Here is a 17,373-nt window from a genome sequence, read left to right on the forward strand (position 1 = left end):
ATATGAAAGGTAGTCATGATCTATCTATCCAAGAAGCTATGATTTTCAGCCACCGAATAGGTCAATTAAGCAAGGCGCTTTGGAAGTCAGTTGAACGGGATTGGCAAGAATGGTTGAAACCCTTCGACTTAAACATTAATGAGCATCACATTTTGTCCATCGCCTACCACCTTGATGGCTCTTCAATTTCCGATATAGCGAAGTTCGGAGTTATGCACGTTTCGACGGCGTTTAACTTTTCAAAGAAACTCGAATCACGCTCCCTTCTTACTTTCTCAAAAAGAGAAAATGATAAACGGAATACATATGTACAGCTAACAGAAGATGGCGAAAGACTTCTCAAAGAAACATGGGCACATTACTCACCAAATAAAGATAGTGTCTTGAAGGCATCTATGCCGCTTCGAGATCTCTACGGCAAATTCCCTGAGTTCAATGAAATGATGAGTGTGATCAAAGGGTTGTATGGTGATGATTTTTTGGAGATATTCCAGAAATCATTTACAAAGCTTGAAGGCGAGTTCTCAAAAGACGAGAAATTCATCAATGAAGAAAATGAGCAAAACATCTATTAGTTCTCTGGAGAAGCTGTAAGAAGTTCAGTCATTACGTTTGAGTATTTCTCTTCCTGGTACTGTATCGCCTTTATCGTAGGTAAAGGCTTTAATTTCATATCTAACATTCCCACAAAATGTGTGAGCAGTGAGGTTCGGCTAAGAAGCCCTTCTTCCATCTGCTCATGCATTTTTTTCTTTATCTCATCACAAAGCTTGAAAACCCCTTCCACTTCTTCTTCTGTTAGACCTTGCTCGATTACTAATCTATAGAAAGGATACTTGCCATTCTCTTCATACATCATAGCAAGTAGACGATTATGATACTCTATTTTATTAAGACGTTCGTGGATAGATTCCATCTACAAATAACTCCTCACTCTGCGATCAATTGTACTTTTATTTTAACGGACTAGGGTAGGAATGAAAACGTCTTTTCCAATAACAACCAATGCGAAAAAACGGTTATTTTGTCTAAAATTTTTTGACATATTTCAATTCTACAAAACGTATTGATTTCTGCAGAAAATCGCTGTACAGTATACGAGTATTCAACATAATTCACATCATAGACGGAAGCAGGTGATCCTTATGAATTGCTGGAAATCAATCTATTTAAATCGCGAATTCGGAGTACACCGACTGACGATTTTCTCAACGTTATTAACGTTACTTTATTTTATTGCTTTTTACCTGACGTTCAGTATGTTCTATCCTAAAACAGAACACGCGATTGTGCCTATCTTGCCGTTTCTTGGCTCGTTGGCTATCCTTTTCCCTATTCATAAGCTTCTACACTGGCTTCCTTTAACATTTGCTGGTATGAAAGCGACGATGAGATTAGAAAAGGGTATGGCAATCGTCCCAAAGATGCATTGTGAAACGTGCAATCCAATTTCACGAAACCTTTATCTGACTGCTGCATTGAGTCCAGCCATCGTGATAACAGCTGCTGCGATTGGCTTTTCCATCGCTATGCCTTCATATGTATCGTTTTTCTCGATACTTGCTGCGATAAATCTTGGTTTTAGTTTCAGTGATTTTCTCTATGCATCACAAGTATTCAAAGCTCCGAGGCATGCTTTTGTAGAAGATCGAAGCGAAGGATTTCATATCCTTATCAAGCGAGCATCTTAATTATATAAGAAACGAAACAGAGCGCTCTCAATAAGCGCTCTGTTCTTTTGCATATAGCCCAAAAGCCGGCAGTATTGAATTCTCACAAGACTTCCTTCATAATAACAATAGGATCACAGATCTAGTTAATAGGATAGTAAGCATCAAAAACAATTTGATCATTCGGTAGATCAAATGATTGAGCTCTTAATTTCATACCATTCTTTAACTCTAGGTCACTAACAGCCATATAGATTGTTCCTTCATCGGCATCAATCGTAATTTCAGGCGGTAACGATGCCTGTTTTTTTATAAAAGAAAGTACTTTATCGCTTGGCAACTCAAGAATCCCTATTTGAAATGCCTTTTCTTGTAAAAGTAGGTCACCATTTGGTTGGACCTGCGGTTCGAATTTAAGAAAGAAATCAACTTTTCGATCAAAGATGGTAATATAGCCTTGAAACGTTGCAAGCTCGTTGAGGCTTACACTATAACCGAGATTTTCTTGCTTTTCGCTATATTTTTCTAGCTCGTTGTTAATAATCTCATTTAGTTGCTCTTTCTTCATCTGAATAGAAAAAGTCGTTTCAAAGGACTCTTCTTCTGCCGTCTTATCTGGAATTCTAGCAAACTCACTATCAGGGAAATAATAGTGATAGAATCCAACTATAGCCACTAGAACAATAATGACTAAAGAGGCAAGTGCGATAAAGGCTGTGCGCCATTTATTTTTTAACAATCTAACCATCTCCTTGTGGAACGAATCTTTTTCATCATACTACGAATAGACAGCTTAAGGAAACACTGTTATACATTCCTTCGAATTATCGAATTGGACTCTGGGAGGTTTTCAAATGACAATTATCGGGTTGATTTTCATCCTGTTTGCAACAATGATATTACTTGCTTTTAATTCAATGACGAATGCTCTTTGCACGAAGAAGAATATTCCTGAAGAAAAGCAACCTAATGTGTTTCGGACGATTAATGTTTTAATCACGATTCTCCTTATTTCATCTTATGTAGAAATACTCTTCACCTAAAAACGTATATGCAAACTTATAGGATGGGGCTTATGCCCCATCTTTTTATTATAATCAATTCATATGACTTTGGCTGTAATATGTAATTTCTCTCATATTTCTCACCCAATTTAACTTCATCATACAATTTGTGCTATAGTATTAATTGTGACACAAAAATGTTAAATTTAACTAACGCTTAGGGGTGTATGCTTGATGAAAAAAATGTTCATTTTACTTACTGCTTTCATCGCAATTCTTGCTATATCAGCATGTAGTAATAATTCTGGCGACGATTCAGAAGTAGTAGTAGAAACAGGCGCAGGTAACATAACGAAAGAAGAATTTTATCAGGCTATGAAAGACCAGACTGGTGAAACGGTACTTAGCGATCTCGTTCAAACAAAAATTCTTGAAGATAAATATGATGTTTCCGACAAAGAAGTACAAGCTGAGTTAGACAAGATTAAAGAAAACTTCGAGTCAGACGAACAGCTTGAAGAAGCACTACAAGCAAATGGATACAAAGATCTTGAGCAGTTTAAGACGGATGTCCGTAAACAGTTACTTGCTCAGAAAGCAGCTACCGAAGGCGTAGATGTATCAGATGAAAAGCTTAAAACGTTCTATGAAGAAAACCAAAATCTTTTTACAGAGTTAGAAGCAAGTCATATTCTAGTTGATGATGAAGAGACTGCAAAAGAAGTCAAAGAAAAATTAAATGACGGCGGAGATTTCGCAGAGCTTGCGAAAGAATATTCCAAAGATGGATCAGCTCAAAATGGCGGAGATCTTGGAATTTTCAAAAAAGGTGACATGGTTGCTGAATTTGAAGAAGCTGCATTCGCTCTAGAAAAAGGCGAAGTCAGTGATATCGTCCAATCACAATTTGGTTATCACATCATCAAGCTAAAAAGTAAAACTGTAAAACCTTTTGAAGAATCAAAAGAAGAAGTGAAAGAACAGTATCTACAACAGAACGCAAAAGACGTTCCTACTGTAATCGACGAATTAATTAAAGAAGCCGATATTAAAGTAAAAGACGATCAGTTTAAAGATCTTTTTAAAGAAAAAGAACAAGAAGCTGAACAAAAAGCAGACGAAGAAAACGCTGAGTAATCATAAAAGCAAAGCCGAGAGGGCGTGTCCCTCTCGGCTTTTTTCGTTTCTTATTGACCACTTACCCGTGCTTTTTTTCTTCTTTCTCTCTCATCTTCCATCCGCTTCACATAGATTTTCCCTTCTTCTTCAATGTGAATCTGATCAACTTTCCGGTCTTCGACCGTTAAGGTCATGGATTTATACCCACTGTAAATGATTCCAGCTAAAACAAAATAAATCCACCAAGGTAAACTTGATGCAAACGCTGTGACTGTTGAAAAGATTTCAGTAAGCTGAAGGATACTAATAATAAATAAAATCCCAAGTGTAACAAGAATTCCTCTTCTCACCTCTCGCGCCTCCCTTTCATTCACTTCTTCAGTACAAGCTCTTTGGATTACTACAATTTATGAAAGAATAGAAAGGAATATACCAATGTTTCATACAATCATAGAACTCCTTCATGAAGCTCTTCTTTCTTTGCCTCTCTTAAATTAAACATGACGTAATACAACATTGCTGCTACTAGCGCTAACAAGCCGATAAGTGAAAAAGTTAAGGGGAATCCAATGATCGCAGTCAGTGGGATGGCTAGAGGTGCAATCGTTCTACCTATTGTAAATCGGAGACTAGCTGCTGCAAAATATTGACCTCTCATATGCTCTGGAGCTAACCTTGACACGAATCCTTCCTGAATACCTACTACCATTAGCTCACCCATCGTGAATACAAACATAGCAAAGACAAGCATCCAAACATGCGTCGTATAGCCAAACATAATCATACTCATGGCATAGATTACGCAAGAAACGATGAACACATTCTTTTCTTTAAAGCGACTCATCTTCGACGTCATATACACCGTTAACAGAGCTACGAGCAGTCCATTTTCGGCTATCAGCCAACCAAAGATTTCTTTCCCATCTGCCCTGATGTCGAAAAGCTTACTTACGGTTTGCTCTTGTACTGATTCACTTAGGTGAACAGCAATCAAGAGGTCTAGTTGCATGAACGTCTGTGCAACAAAAATTCCAGCAAGAATGAATAGCAGAAAGACCTTGTCTTGTACGATGACTCTATAGTCTTTAAGCTGCTCTTTCACAAATCCATACCATTTGGTAGAAGAATCGGTAACAAGCTTTTTCTCCATCTGATCTGGAGCTGTTTCTCGAATGAAAGCTGCAATCAAGAAAGCAACACCGAAACTCACGATTGCGGCGGTTAGTAATAAGCCGAACCTATGCTGGAAGAAGAAAATCCCTCCAAGTATCGGTCCCACTACGACAGATATATTTAAAGCAGTATAAAAAACGGCAAACACTGTATTCCGATCCTTTTCTTCTACGACGTCAGCTATCATCGCATGACTAGCAGGCCAATAGAGTGATCCGAATATGCCCAGGATCGAAAAACTTACGAATGTTAGTACTGGCGAAACAAGCCATGGTGAATTGGCATATGCAAAAAGAAGAAACGTTAATGCTTGGCCTACTGCAGCGATGAGCATCATTCGTTTCCGACCATACTTATCTGCACAGTATCCTCCTACAAGGTTAGCTAGAACTCCGAATACTTGAGATAGTACAAGGAGGAGTCCAGCCATCCCTTTACCAAATGAATCAGAAAAATAGATAGCCATGAAAGGGAAAAACATCCAGAACAGAACATTAATCATACCTTCCCCAAACAAACGGATTTTTAGATTACGATCCCAATCTCTTAATTTCATCATCTTTTCCTTCCTAGCAATTTCTATGATGATCGCTAACAGTAAAATAGAGAAACGCCAGTAGCGTTTCTCTATCGTTCTACAAGTTTATGGATTTGCAGGTTCTTTTTGAACAGTTGCTGGAGTATTAGGTTTATAAAATGAGCGATTATCAAGGGCGAATACGCGATCTGTGAACTCACCAGGCTCTACCTTATCTAGTGCACGATCTAGCATATTCATTTTCGCATCGATGTTATCGATCATATGGAGCATTTCTGCTTCTCGAATCATAGGAGGTTTTGGGCTCCCCCATTCAGCCTTACCATGGTGGCTAAGAATCATGTGTTGAAGGAGTGTCACTTCTTCTCCGTCAATTTCTAAGTCTTTTGCCGCTTGTCCGATTTCATTCACCATGATCGAAATGTGTCCGAGTAATTTTCCTTCTTTCGTATAGCTAGCTGCTACAGAACCAGAAAGCTCAACAACTTTCCCAAGATCATGTAAGATGATACCTCCGTACAATAAATCCGTATCAAGCGATGGATATAACGTAGCAAGAGACTTAGCAAGATCTAACATGGATACAACATGATAGGATAATCCCGATACGAACTCATGATGATTTTTCGTCGCCGCAGGAAAAGTAAGAAAGTCGTTCTGATGTTTCTTTATTAGATGACGTGTGATTCGCTGTATGCGAGGATTACGCATTTCAAAAACATATTGTGTAATCTTTTCCATAATGTCATCCACTTCAAGTGGAGCAGATTCAACAAAATCCCCCACTTTTACTTGATCCATTTCAGTTGCTAGACGAATCGTTTTGATTCTAAGTTGATTTCTACCTCTATAACTATTCACGTCACCAGTGACTTTAATAATTTGTTGAGCATCAAAGCTCTCTTCATCTTCTGGAGAAGCATCCCATAACTTTGCTTCAATATCACCCGTTTTATCCTGTAGGATAAGCGTTAGAAATGGCTTGCCGTTACTCGCTACTCCTTTTACAGATGATTTAATCAGCAAGTATTGATCAACAGGTTCACCTACTTTACAGTGACCGATTCCCTTTGCTTCCTTCATCTTTCCACCTCCGAGTCAAAATCTATTTTCCTAGTATAGCATAGGAGCCTATCGATCCGATTCATTTTGTTATGAATTCCGATTGGGTTTTTTTGGGATAACGATAGAGAAGGTTACACCATTTTCTTTATTCTCAACTTTCGCATACCCATTATGACGTTCTGCTACCTTTTTAACGATAGCTAGTCCAATTCCAAATTGACCTTTGTCCCCTTTTTGGAATGGTTCAAACAGTCTCTCCTTCTCACCCGTTTTGAATGAGATCGGTTCACCGTCATTACTAACGCTGATGTGAATCGCCTCTTCATCTTCTTTTGCTTCTATCTTAATCTCGCTTTTAGCGTACCGAAGTGCATTCTGAACGAGGTTATCTAATGCCGTGAGCATTTGCTCTTGAACAGCTGATAACGTGATGTTCTCACCAGAAATCGAGATCGTAACATCGTCACGTTGATACATGAATCGATCTCTTATTTCTTCAGCTAATCCACCAAAACGGAATTTTTCATAGCTACCTTCTGGTTCATCGATCGAATCCAATTTGATATAGGTTAGCATTGATTTCACTCTTTGATCCATTCGATCTGACTCGTTCAATATGACGTCCATCGTATTCTCCATCGAATCAGGCATTACGCCGTCCTTTATGGACTGTGCGTAGCTTTTGATGATCATAATCGGAGTTTTCAATTCATGAGAAGCATGTTGGATGAAAGTCTTTTGAGTTTTGTCATACCGCATTAAATTTTGTCTCATCGATTCGAATTGATTCGATAGCTTTTGAAATTCTTCATCACCCTCCCAGACGAAGGGTTCTTTCCAATTTCGATTTGCGATTTGATCAAATCGTTCTCCTAGAACAGTAAGAGGTCTTCTTAAGTATCTAGCAATCCAAATCGCTGGTAACAAACTGAGAATCATAGCAAACACTAGGATAATGATGAGTCTCCACCATAATCGTTCGATCATCTGATTGCGATATGTATCCCACATATATGAGATAAAGTACGCTTCCTGACTATTCACTTGAACTTTAGAAATCACATAAAATAGCGACGCTTGATTGTTGTAAGTCAGTTCATATCTCGCTTTAGCTGCTTCTTGGTTAAGAGCATTCTTACGCATTTCGACGATTACCTCATTAGGAATCGGATCCCCTTGAAGTGGTCCTCGATATAGCCTCGTAATTAAGGTATGTCCTACAGAACGAGAAGCGTCCCTTCGTTCAATGAAATCTTGATCTGTTTCAGGAGGAAGTGGAGCGTCTCGATCAGGAAAGGTATACCGTTGCTGTTCAGTTTCAATAATCTGATATGTTTCTTCCGTTAGTGTACCTTTGATCGACAAAGGATAGATAACCGCTATGACAACACCTACGAGTAAGACTAGGATCATAAATGAAAGCCATATGCGCTTAGTTAAATTCAACCGGATGAAATTCATGTGATCAACCGATAACCTAGCCCATAAGAAGTTTCTAGGTTCATACGAGGCATTTTTTTGCGAACACGTCTAATGACATCATCCACCGCTCGATCTGAACCGAAATAATCATCTCCCCAAACGTGTGAGAGAATTTGTTCTCTAGATAACGTTTGATTTACGTGCTCCACTAAGTATAGGATCAAATCCATTTCCTTTGTCGTCAATTCGATCTGTTCACCTCGATCGGTAACTTTACGAGCGATTGGATCTACCTGATACTCTGATACTTCAAACTTTTTCTGTGATGTTTGTCTATATACTCTATTCAATAGCTTTTTCGCTCTAATGATTAATTCTCTTGGCATGAATGGCTTCGCGATGTAGTCATCACTTCCGAGCTCTAATCCAACAATGCGATCAAGATCCTCGTCCCTAGCAGAAATGAAGATGACCGGTACATCCTTCTCTGCCTTTATTTTCTTAAGCAATTCATACCCATCTATCCCAGGAAGCATGATGTCAAGAATCCACAAATGACATGAATCATGGATATTATCCAACGCCTCTTCACCACTCAGAAACGTCTTCACTTCAAATCCTTCTTTTTCCATATACGTTCTCAAAATTTGAACAAGGCTTTCTTCATCTTCTACGAGATTAATTTTATACGTTTCTTCCAAGTCGAATCACCTCATTTTAGTTTACCTTACCAGAAAGGGGTGTACGTTCAAGCTTAATGATATTCTCATCGACACATGGTAGTGCGCTTTGGTGACAAGTTAGCAGCAAGACCTGATGTTCTTTTGAGTAATCTTTAATAAAACCCTTCGCGACTTCAGTGCGCTTTTCATCGAAGTTCACGAATATATCATCTAAAATTACGGGTAGTTTTATCGATGTAACTGAGACGAGGGCGAGACGAATGCAAAGGTAGAGCTGTTCAACTGTGCCTCTACTTAATTGAGAAGGAAGGTAGACGCTGCCATCTTGATGATGAATTTGAAAACTACTTTTCTCTTTAGGAGCATAAATGGCAGTATATCTTCCTTCTGTGATGGTAGAAAAGTAACGTTCAGCACTTTGCAGCACAGCTGGGAGACGCTCATCTTGATACTTTGCTTTCGCTTTGAGTAAGAGGTCTGAAGCAACCTTCAGTACCGCCCACTTTCTCCCAAAAGAATGTAATTCATCTTCCTTCTGCTGACTTTGCAAGAGAAGGTCTTCTAACGTACCATCTTCAGTGAGTGCTCGGAGTTGTTCCTGATGGTTAGCGATCTCTCTGTATAGCTTTTGCTGCTCTTTCATCAAGCTTCCTTCTTCATTCTCAACTCTAGCTTTCTCCTCCTCGATCTCCTTTAGAGAGGCATGGTTGATGGTGACCTCTCCTGTGCCCTCGAGTTGTGAATCAACGATAACTTTTTGTCTTAAAAGTTCCTTTGCTTCACTTTGTGCGTTTCCTTTAATTCGAAATTCCTCTTCTGTTTGTACTTCTGCATCTAGAAGTAACTGATCGATTTGATTCTCGAATGAACGAAGTTTCGCTTGTTCATCTTTCTCCTTACGTTCAATCGTCGTTAGTCTATCTTTCATTCTCTCAATATGTTGCATGAGTTCTTTTTGTTCATCTGCTAGTAAGATTAGTTGTTGCAAAGCAGTTTCAACATCGTAATATGAAACATCCACTTCTTCACATAATTTCTTAATTCCATCTTCAACTACCCGCATTTCATAGTCAAGTTCAACAAGTTGTCTCTCAATACCCTTATAATCCTGTTCCAACTGCTTTATCACTACGACTCGATCAAATAATTCGAGCATCCGTTCAGGTGAAACATCAGTCTTAAAGGAGTACGAAATCTTCCACTTCTCAAGCGACTCTTCCAATTTGAATCTCTCTAGTTCCCATTGGTCTACTTTTTCGGCAGCTTTGGTGTAAGTCCTGTTTAACCGATCAATCTGTTCTTGCATATTCTGTGCTTGTCTATTCAATTCATACTTTTCTGCAGATAGCCGCTCTGCAGTACTCGTGTATTTCTCATTAGTCATCCTCATTACTAATGCACCTATCACGACTATACCTGCTACACCTAGTGCTAGAAACCAGTCTTCAAGTATTCCGATTCCAAAAAGTAGCACGATAGAAATACAGAACATAATAACAGACGATTGAAGTTTCGGTTTTCTAGCCGTACCACCATCCGATGCTTGAGAGCGTCTCCGTTCCTGTAATCGATTGTATTCATCTTCCTCTCTTTCTAGTTCTTCACGTGCTGCTAGTAGAGATTCATTTAAGTAGTCATACTGCTGGTTTGACCTTTGGTAACTTTCAACAAGATCTTTAAGTTCTTTCTTTGCATTAAAAGAAGTCACCATCTTCTCTAATTGATGATCAGAGAGGTCTACTTCTTTTAACCGTACCTGTAGATTGTTGAAAAGTTCCTGCTTCTCTCTTTCTAACCGCTTTTTTTCTTCGCGTTTTGTTCGGTAGACGATTACTTGTTCATTCCAGTAATTCACCTTCTGAATGACATTGCGATGATCATGAATCTCCTGTTGATTTATTTCTTTTTTTATATCATCTTGTTCAATTTGAGAATGATTAATTTCTCCTGTGGAAATGACTACACGCTCTTTCCACTTATCTAGCTGAGATAATCCATCCTCTGGAAAAGGGTTATAGGCAGGAAGAGATTCCAGTTGTCTCTCTAATTTTGTTCTTTCTTTTATGAGAGGAAAGATTGTTTTTTCATAGTCTAGTTCACGACGCTTATGTTGTAAGCTAGTAAGCTCCACCTTATTGTCTTCGATGACTTTCTTAAGTGCTTCCACTTTTTCGACAGTATCGTTATACGTGCTATTTACTTTCTCGAGTTCTCGAACGCTTTTCTTCGTGCTCTCCCATTCCTCGAGCTTTGCATTAATAATTGGCTTTCTTCCACCGGGCTTAAACAACTCGCTTTGTCGCTTTTCCAATTCTTTTTCGATTGTTAGAAGTGAAGCGCCACCTGTCATTCCAGCTTCGTAAAGGATGCTGTTCCAACTATCTTCAGTGTGATCGGTATAATCATACAATGTGTTCAAATTGCAAAAGAACAGTTGGCGAAACGTTTTCCTGTCCATTCCCTTCAACATCCGAGTTAGATCATCTTCATCTCCCGTTGAGCCGTCATGATAATGCACCACTACATCCCCGGAAGCTTTCCCTCTCGTACGTTCAATAGTCACTGAATTACCATCCACATCAAATAACAAACTGCCTCCAGTACGAGAATGCTTCTTCAGAACATAACTTTCTTCTTTCTTCATAGTAAACCCAAACAAAATACTTTCAATAAAAGCGATTATAGTCGATTTACCCGCTTCGTTTTCTCCGTATATTGTCTGAAGCTGATCTGAAAGTGAGGTTACTTTATAGTCCTCAAATTTCCCGAATCGATAGATATGCCATCCAAGTAGCTTCATTAGGACTTTCCTCCTTTATCATCAACAAGATAAGAGAGCAGCAATTCTTCAGCTTCTTTGATGACGGTACTTGGTTCCTCAAGAGAAGCAAGAGCCTTCTTCGCACGTCGATGCTCATAGAGTGGAGCTACCTCACTCTCTACATCCTCCACCTTATAAGCATCTGAAATGGAAAGTAAATCTTGCAAAAATCCATCCTGTGCTTTAAGTTCTTCTCTATTCCAGGATGGTCTCGATTGTAATGAGAGCTTATATGGCCAAACAAACCCACTTAGTTCATCTTCTTTTCCAATTTGAAGCGCTTGTAATAAGTCATCTAGAACATCATCTTGAAGTAAGTGAATATGAAGCGAACTAATCCCTTTGAATTCAAATTCCACTAAGTGTCCACCAGAACTATACTTCTCATGGTTAAGGATGTCTTCACAAGTTCTGAGAAGATCTTGAATCGTCTCGACCTTCGAAATATCAATTGATTCTTTCTGCCAGATAACATCAGCCGTCGAATGGAAAGATGTCATTACTTCTGCTTCATTCATCAATACGAGATAACATCCTTTTTCCCCTGTTTCTTTTCTATGAGCACCTTGTATGTTTCCGGGATATACGATTGGAGGGTCTTCTGCTAATCGTTTTCGAATGTGGATATGGCCAAGCGCCCAATAATCAAAGTTCTTATTAACTAAATCACTGATAGTAAAAGGTGCATATGATGCATGATCTGTATTTCCTTCTACATTTCCATGAAGCATCCCAATTTGGAAACTCTCATCGTCAGTCCGTTCATAATAGATAGACATATTCTCGATAACATGCCGCTCAGGATAGCTAAAGCCATGGATATCAGCAAGTTTTTGTTGGTCACGATAAAATGGAACAGACTCTACTTCCTGACCGAAAAAGTAGCTACTCTCTGGCCAATCGATCGAGATCCAATCTCCATCGAGTGCATCGTGGTTGCCATGCGAAAGAAAGCTACGTATCCCTGCTTTATCAAGTCGCTGTAATTCTCGATATAAAACCATTTGCGATTGTAAACTTCGGTAACTGCTATCAAATAAATCTCCTGCAAACAATACAAAGTCAACGCTTTCTTCGATAGCTAAATCGATTATTCTTCGAAACGAACGGTATGCACTGTCTTTAACAAAGTTATGTATATCCGGAGGCAAGCTTTGAGCCCCTGAAAAAGGTCGATCTAAGTGAAGATCCGCACAGTGCAGGAAGGATAATTTTTTCATCTTTCAACACTCCTTCTTTTGCTATCTACCATTAATTTTACCACAACGGATAGAGCGCACGTTCGCATTATTATTTTCAACATAAAAAACCCGTTCAAGACCACTTGAACGGGGTAAGCTTATTTATCTTTACTAGAAAGTTTAAGCGCTTTTCCAATATCTTTTATAGAAGAAGATTTCCCGTACATCAGTACCCCGCCTCGATAAACTTTTGCACCTAGGACAGCAAAGAATACAGTTGTTCCAATTAACAGAACAAGACTTAGAGCAATCTCCCAAAACGGGACAGAAAGCATGCCGATTCGTAGGAACATGACAACTGGCGTAAAGAATGGCACGTAAGATGTAACGGTTATGATCGTTGCAGATGGCGTAGATAGTCCAAACATCGCAATGAAAAACGCAATGATAATCAAGAACTGTACAGGTAGAATGACTTGTTGAACTTCTTCCGCCCTACTCACTAGAGAACCAACCATAGCAAGAATCGTTGCATAGAGGAGATATCCTAATACGAAAAACATTACTGCGTAAATAATAAGGGACGGTGACAAGTTACTAAAGTCTAGGAATGACAGAAATCCACTTGCCGCTGAATCATCATCCTTAAACTGAAGAAATACATACCCACACAAGAAAATAACGGCATACTGTGTTAGTCCCAACAAGGCTACCCCTAATATTTTTCCAAACATTTGTTTAACAGGTGAAACACTCGAGATTAGAATTTCCATTACTCGAGAGGATTTCTCGGCTGCCACTTCGACTGCAACCATGTTTCCATAAAAGATAACTGAGAAATAGATGACGAACAACAGAACATAAACAAATACCCGTGCCTGATCAAGCTCATCTTCCGTTTTCGCTCCTTTTTCAAGGGCGACCTTTTCAAATTTAACAGGTTGATCAATCTTAAGAAGTTGTTCTTGCGTGACCCCTGCTTCTTCAGCTGCTATCGAGCTTTTTATTTGCTGAAGTGCTGATTGTAGCACTTGAGGTGTCTTTTGTTCAGCAACGGTTTCAGCTTTAAATATCCCTTGAGGCTCTTTTTCAGGTGTACTCTCTAAAATAAGATAACTATCGATTTCTCCTTCGTCTATATCTTTTTGAGCTTCTTCCTCACTTCCCTCGTAAGGCGTGATCTCGATATCTGACTCCATCAGATCGAGCTGTTGTTCAAGTAGAGAATAATAAGAATCTGACCCAATAACTCCTACACGATCAACTTCATCATTATCAAACGAGTCAATGATACTTGGGAGATTTGTAATTAAGAAAATAAATAGTATAGTAATCAGCGTTGTGATGAGAAATGGCTTGGACTTCAGTCTATTGAAATAAGTTTGAAAAAGGACAATAAACAGCTTATTCATAAGAAGCACCTACCTTCTCAATAAATATGTCATTAAGAGATGGCTCTTCCAATGCAAAATGTCTAACAAATCCTTTGTTTAACAGTTCACTCAATACCTCTTGTGAAACTGCTTCATTTTCAATCTGTATGATCGAATGATTTACGCCGCTCTTTATCCTAACTACCCCCGGTATATTTTTAACAAAGCCAAGATCAAAATCAACATTCACAATAAGGTTCTTCTTCCCATACGACTGCTTGATTTCTTTTAAGTTCCCATTAACAACCGGCTTACCCCTATGTAAAATACACAAATGCTCACAAAGCTCTTCAACATGCTCCATTCTATGACTTGAAAACAGAATTGTTGTCCCTTTCTCCTTCAGATCCAGAACCGCGTCTTTCAGAAGCTCTACATTTACTGGATCTAGACCACTAAAGGGTTCATCCAAAATAAGCAGCTCTGGCTTATGGATAACCGCAGCAATAAACTGGATCTTTTGCTGATTACCTTTTGATAGGTCTTCTACTTTTTTGTCAGCATTCTCCGGAACTCCAAAGCGTTCAAGCCACTTCCTAGTCTCGACCTCGATCACTTCTTTCTTCATTCCTCTTAGCTTACCAAGGTAGATTAACTGCTCTTTAACCTTCATCTTAGGATAAAGCCCTCTCTCCTCTGGTAAATAACCGATCAGATGACTTTTATTATAAGAGATATCATTGCCCTTCCAAGTGATCGTCCCATCAGTCTGATCGATCAAACGAAGCAGCATACGAAACGTTGTTGTTTTACCAGCACCGTTTCCACCAAGCAAACCGAACACTTCGTTTTCTGGAATCGACAAATTCAAATGATCCACAGCCGTAAACGCCCCAAACCTTTTCGTCACATTATCTAATCGAAGCATCATTCTCCCCCTTTATCTCTCAATCTATTAACTCACTCCTATTACTATAACGTTTTGACCCATTAAAAGATTCGTTTTTTCTGAAAAAAGTGACAACAAACAATTGAATAGGTAGAATAATAACTAGTAGGAGGGACAAACCATGGAAAAATACATTATCACAGCATTCGAAAAAGACGGAACAACCATCCTAGACGACAGCTTCGAAGCCCAAAACGACAAAGACGCAAAAAAAATTGGCCAAGAAATGCTAAACGAAAAAGGCTTCCAATCCAAACCAGCAAGAGTGGTTTCATCTACAGGTAAATTGATTGTATTGCAAAGATGAAAAGTGAAGGCGAGCGTTTAGAAACGGAGATATTGGAGCTCTTGAAATAGAACACGTTTTTTGTGTTCTGTTGAAAGAGTGAAATATCGTAGTTTCTGCGAGCCACAACTGGACAACGAAAAGCGGAAGTAGCCGTTTAGGTCCGACAAGCGCTGGAACCTCTTCGAATGAACACGCTCTTTGTGTTCAATCGTAGAGGTGAAGCGATCGAGGACCTGGCTACTGCAGCTGGACAATGAAAAGTGAAGGCGAGCGTTTAGAAACGGAGATATTGGAGCTCTTGAAATAGAACACGTTCTTTGTGTTCTGTTGAAAGAGTGAAATATCTCCGTTTCTGCGAGCTGTAACTGGACAATGAAAAGTGAAGGCGAGGCCTAGAACCGGCGCTCCATCGTCTAAACACAAACAAAACCGCCATTCCCTTAACGGGACTGGCGGTTTTTTTCATACCTACACTTATTTAAGGTTAATCCAAACACTCTTAACTTCAGTATAGTTATTCAATGCATAGGATCCCATTTCTCTACCTATACCAGATTGCTTGTATCCTCCGAAAGGAGAAGCAGCATCGAACGCATTGTAGCAGTTAACCCAAACTGTTCCAGCTTTAAGGCGATTTGCTACATAGTGAGCGGACTTCAAGTTCTCAGTCCATAGTCCAGCTGCAAGGCCGTAGTTAGAGTCGTTAGCACGATCAACAACTTCATCTAGGTCCTCAAATGGCATCGCTGCTACTACTGGTCCAAAGATTTCTTCTTTCGCGATCGTCATTTTATCATCAACATCTGAGAAGATCGTTGGCTGAACATAATATCCGTTCTCATAAGGAACTTGTCCACCAGTAAGAAGCTCTGCTCCTTCATCTTGTCCTTTTGAAATGTACTCAAGAACTTTTTTATGCTGTTCATCTGAAACAAGTGGTCCCATCTCTGTAGACGGATCAAGACCTGAACCTTGCTTAATCTTTTGACTGTGACTCACGAGGTCAGCCATCACATTATCATAAGCTTTCTTCTGAATATAGAGTCTGGAACCTGCACAGCAAACCTGACCTTGGTTGAACATAATCCCACTTAGAGCACCAGGAATCGCTTTTGTCATGTCTGCGTCTGGAAGGATGATATTTGGAGACTTACCACCGAGCTCAAGCGTAACTCTCTTAAGATCGTTAGAAGCCTGATTCATAATGTACTTACCTACTTCAGTTGAACCAGTAAATGCAATCTTATCAACTTCAGGGTGTTTTACAAGAGCGTCCCCTGCTGTTTCACCATAACCAGGAACGATATTGACAACACCTTCTGGGAACCCTGCTTCTTCCATCAATTCTGCTAAATAAAGAACAGAAAGTGGCGTTTGTTCTGCAGGCTTAAGAACTACTGTACAGCCTGTCGCTAGAGCAGCACCAAGCTTCCAAGCAGCCATTAGTAGCGGGAAGTTCCAAGGGATAATCTGCCCTACAACTCCAAGCGCCTCATGACGCGTATAGTTAAAGAAAGGACCGTTTACTGGAATCGTTTGACCCATAATTTTAGTAGCCCAGCCAGCGTAGTAACGGAAATGCTCGATTGCAAGTGGAACATCGGCGTTTTTCGTTTCGCGGATTGGTTTACCATTATCAAGCGTATCGATCATCGCTAATTCTTCTTTGTTTTCTTCCATTAAATCAGCAAGCTTGTAAATGATTCTACTTCTCTTTGAAGCCGACATCTTAGACCATGGTCCGCTATCAAATGCTTTTCTAGCCGCCATAACCGCTTCATCGATATCTTCTTTTACTCCTTCACTTACTGTTGCTAGTACTTCACCTGTTGAGGGATTGAGCGTGTCAAAAGTTCTTCCAGATAGAGAATCCTTAAACTGACCATTGATATAAAGTTGTTTCTTACCTTTCAAGAATTCAGCTACCTTAGGATTCATGTCGAGAATTTTTTCCATTAATAACCCTCCATAATTTCAAAATTATCAAACATATACTAATTAGATATTTTCCTCTGAAAGCCTTTTCATTTCTAGAAAATGTGTCAAAAGTCTCATAAAAAAAGCGCTTATCTCCTCGAATATAAGG

General features: G+C 39.3%; 17 protein-coding genes. 5 read left to right on the top strand and 12 right to left on the bottom strand.

The features are described from left to right. Window positions 1-2: 2 nt before the first annotated feature. Complete coding sequence (locus LCM09_RS17960; RefSeq protein WP_224884751.1) at window positions 3-575, top strand: HTH-type transcriptional regulator Hpr; 573 nt, start codon at window positions 3-5, stop codon at window positions 573-575. On the opposite strand, the gene LCM09_RS17965 is transcribed toward LCM09_RS17960, so the two are convergent. Next, window positions 572-916: a DUF1878 family protein gene (locus tag LCM09_RS17965; RefSeq protein ID WP_224884753.1), complete on the bottom strand. Its 345-nt coding sequence runs from the start codon at window positions 914-916 to the stop codon at window positions 572-574. The two genes, LCM09_RS17960 and LCM09_RS17965, sit on opposite strands and share 4 nt — an antisense overlap. 229 nt (window positions 917-1,145) lie before the next feature. Between LCM09_RS17965 and LCM09_RS17970 the strand changes: the two genes are divergently transcribed. Then, entirely contained in the window at window positions 1,146-1,691 is a 546-nt protein-coding gene (locus LCM09_RS17970; RefSeq protein ID WP_224884755.1) for a DUF3267 domain-containing protein, read from the top strand. A gap of 121 nt (window positions 1,692-1,812) precedes the next feature. On the opposite strand, the gene LCM09_RS17975 is transcribed toward LCM09_RS17970, so the two are convergent. After that, window positions 1,813-2,409 carry a YpmS family protein gene (locus LCM09_RS17975; RefSeq protein WP_224884757.1) on the bottom strand — a complete coding sequence of 199 codons (597 nt, stop codon included), beginning with the start codon at window positions 2,407-2,409 and terminating at the stop codon, window positions 1,813-1,815. A 124-nt stretch (window positions 2,410-2,533) separates the two neighbouring features. Here LCM09_RS17975 and LCM09_RS17980 point away from each other — a divergent pair, with 124 nt between their 5' ends. Together LCM09_RS17980 and LCM09_RS17985 are read left to right on the top strand one after the other, a co-directional pair. Further along, on the top strand, window positions 2,534-2,713 hold the full coding sequence (locus LCM09_RS17980; protein WP_224884855.1) for a hypothetical protein: 180 nt from the start codon (window positions 2,534-2,536) through the stop codon (window positions 2,711-2,713). Window positions 2,714-2,908: 195 nt separating this feature from the next. After that, on the top strand, window positions 2,909-3,811 hold the full coding sequence (locus LCM09_RS17985; RefSeq protein WP_224884759.1) for a peptidylprolyl isomerase: 903 nt from the start codon (window positions 2,909-2,911) through the stop codon (window positions 3,809-3,811). 50 nt (window positions 3,812-3,861) lie between these two features. On the opposite strand, the gene LCM09_RS20945 is transcribed toward LCM09_RS17985, so the two are convergent. The 9 genes from LCM09_RS20945 to LCM09_RS18030 form a co-directional block, all read right to left on the bottom strand. After that, window positions 3,862-4,143 (bottom strand): sporulation YhaL family protein, encoded by a 282-nt coding sequence (locus LCM09_RS20945; RefSeq protein ID WP_318246532.1) that lies wholly within the window; start codon window positions 4,141-4,143, stop codon window positions 3,862-3,864. 98 nt (window positions 4,144-4,241) lie between these two features. Beyond that, window positions 4,242-5,525, bottom strand: coding sequence for an MDR family MFS transporter (locus LCM09_RS17995; protein ID WP_318246533.1), 1,284 nt, complete (start codon window positions 5,523-5,525; stop codon window positions 4,242-4,244). Window positions 5,526-5,609: 84 nt separating this feature from the next. Continuing rightward, a complete protein-coding gene (gene yhaM / locus LCM09_RS18000; RefSeq protein WP_224884761.1) occupies window positions 5,610-6,587 on the bottom strand; it encodes a 3'-5' exoribonuclease YhaM in 978 nt (325 codons plus the stop codon). Window positions 6,588-6,656: 69 nt separating this feature from the next. After that, entirely contained in the window at window positions 6,657-7,982 is a 1,326-nt protein-coding gene (locus LCM09_RS18005) for a sensor histidine kinase (RefSeq protein WP_224884763.1), read from the bottom strand. A gap of 44 nt (window positions 7,983-8,026) precedes the next feature. Further along, a complete protein-coding gene (locus tag LCM09_RS18010) occupies window positions 8,027-8,692 on the bottom strand; it encodes a response regulator transcription factor (RefSeq protein WP_224884765.1) in 666 nt (221 codons plus the stop codon). Between the two features lie 16 nt (window positions 8,693-8,708). Beyond that, complete coding sequence (locus tag LCM09_RS18015; protein WP_224884766.1) at window positions 8,709-11,474, bottom strand: ATP-binding protein; 2,766 nt, start codon at window positions 11,472-11,474, stop codon at window positions 8,709-8,711. Next, window positions 11,474-12,715, bottom strand: coding sequence for a metallophosphoesterase family protein (locus tag LCM09_RS18020; protein WP_224884768.1), 1,242 nt, complete (start codon window positions 12,713-12,715; stop codon window positions 11,474-11,476). The genes LCM09_RS18015 and LCM09_RS18020 overlap by 1 nt, the downstream gene beginning before the upstream one ends. Window positions 12,716-12,834: 119 nt before the next feature. Beyond that, on the bottom strand, window positions 12,835-14,088 hold the full coding sequence (locus LCM09_RS18025; RefSeq protein WP_224884769.1) for an ABC transporter permease: 1,254 nt from the start codon (window positions 14,086-14,088) through the stop codon (window positions 12,835-12,837). Next, window positions 14,081-14,980 carry an ABC transporter ATP-binding protein gene (locus LCM09_RS18030; RefSeq protein ID WP_224884771.1) on the bottom strand — a complete coding sequence of 300 codons (900 nt, stop codon included), beginning with the start codon at window positions 14,978-14,980 and terminating at the stop codon, window positions 14,081-14,083. The genes LCM09_RS18025 and LCM09_RS18030 overlap by 8 nt, the downstream gene beginning before the upstream one ends. Before the next feature lie 139 nt (window positions 14,981-15,119). Between LCM09_RS18030 and LCM09_RS18035 the strand changes: the two genes are divergently transcribed. Next, window positions 15,120-15,305: a YhzD family protein gene (locus tag LCM09_RS18035; protein ID WP_224884773.1), complete on the top strand. Its 186-nt coding sequence runs from the start codon at window positions 15,120-15,122 to the stop codon at window positions 15,303-15,305. 456 nt (window positions 15,306-15,761) lie between these two features. Here LCM09_RS18035 and LCM09_RS18040 read toward each other — a convergent pair whose 3' ends face one another. Then, window positions 15,762-17,243, bottom strand: a complete 1,482-nt coding sequence (locus LCM09_RS18040; RefSeq protein WP_224884775.1) for an aldehyde dehydrogenase family protein — start codon at window positions 17,241-17,243, stop codon at window positions 15,762-15,764. Window positions 17,244-17,373 lie beyond the last annotated feature (130 nt).

This window comes from Guptibacillus algicola (assembly GCF_020171805.1).
Lineage (GTDB): Bacteria > Bacillota > Bacilli > Bacillales > Guptibacillaceae > Guptibacillus > Guptibacillus algicola.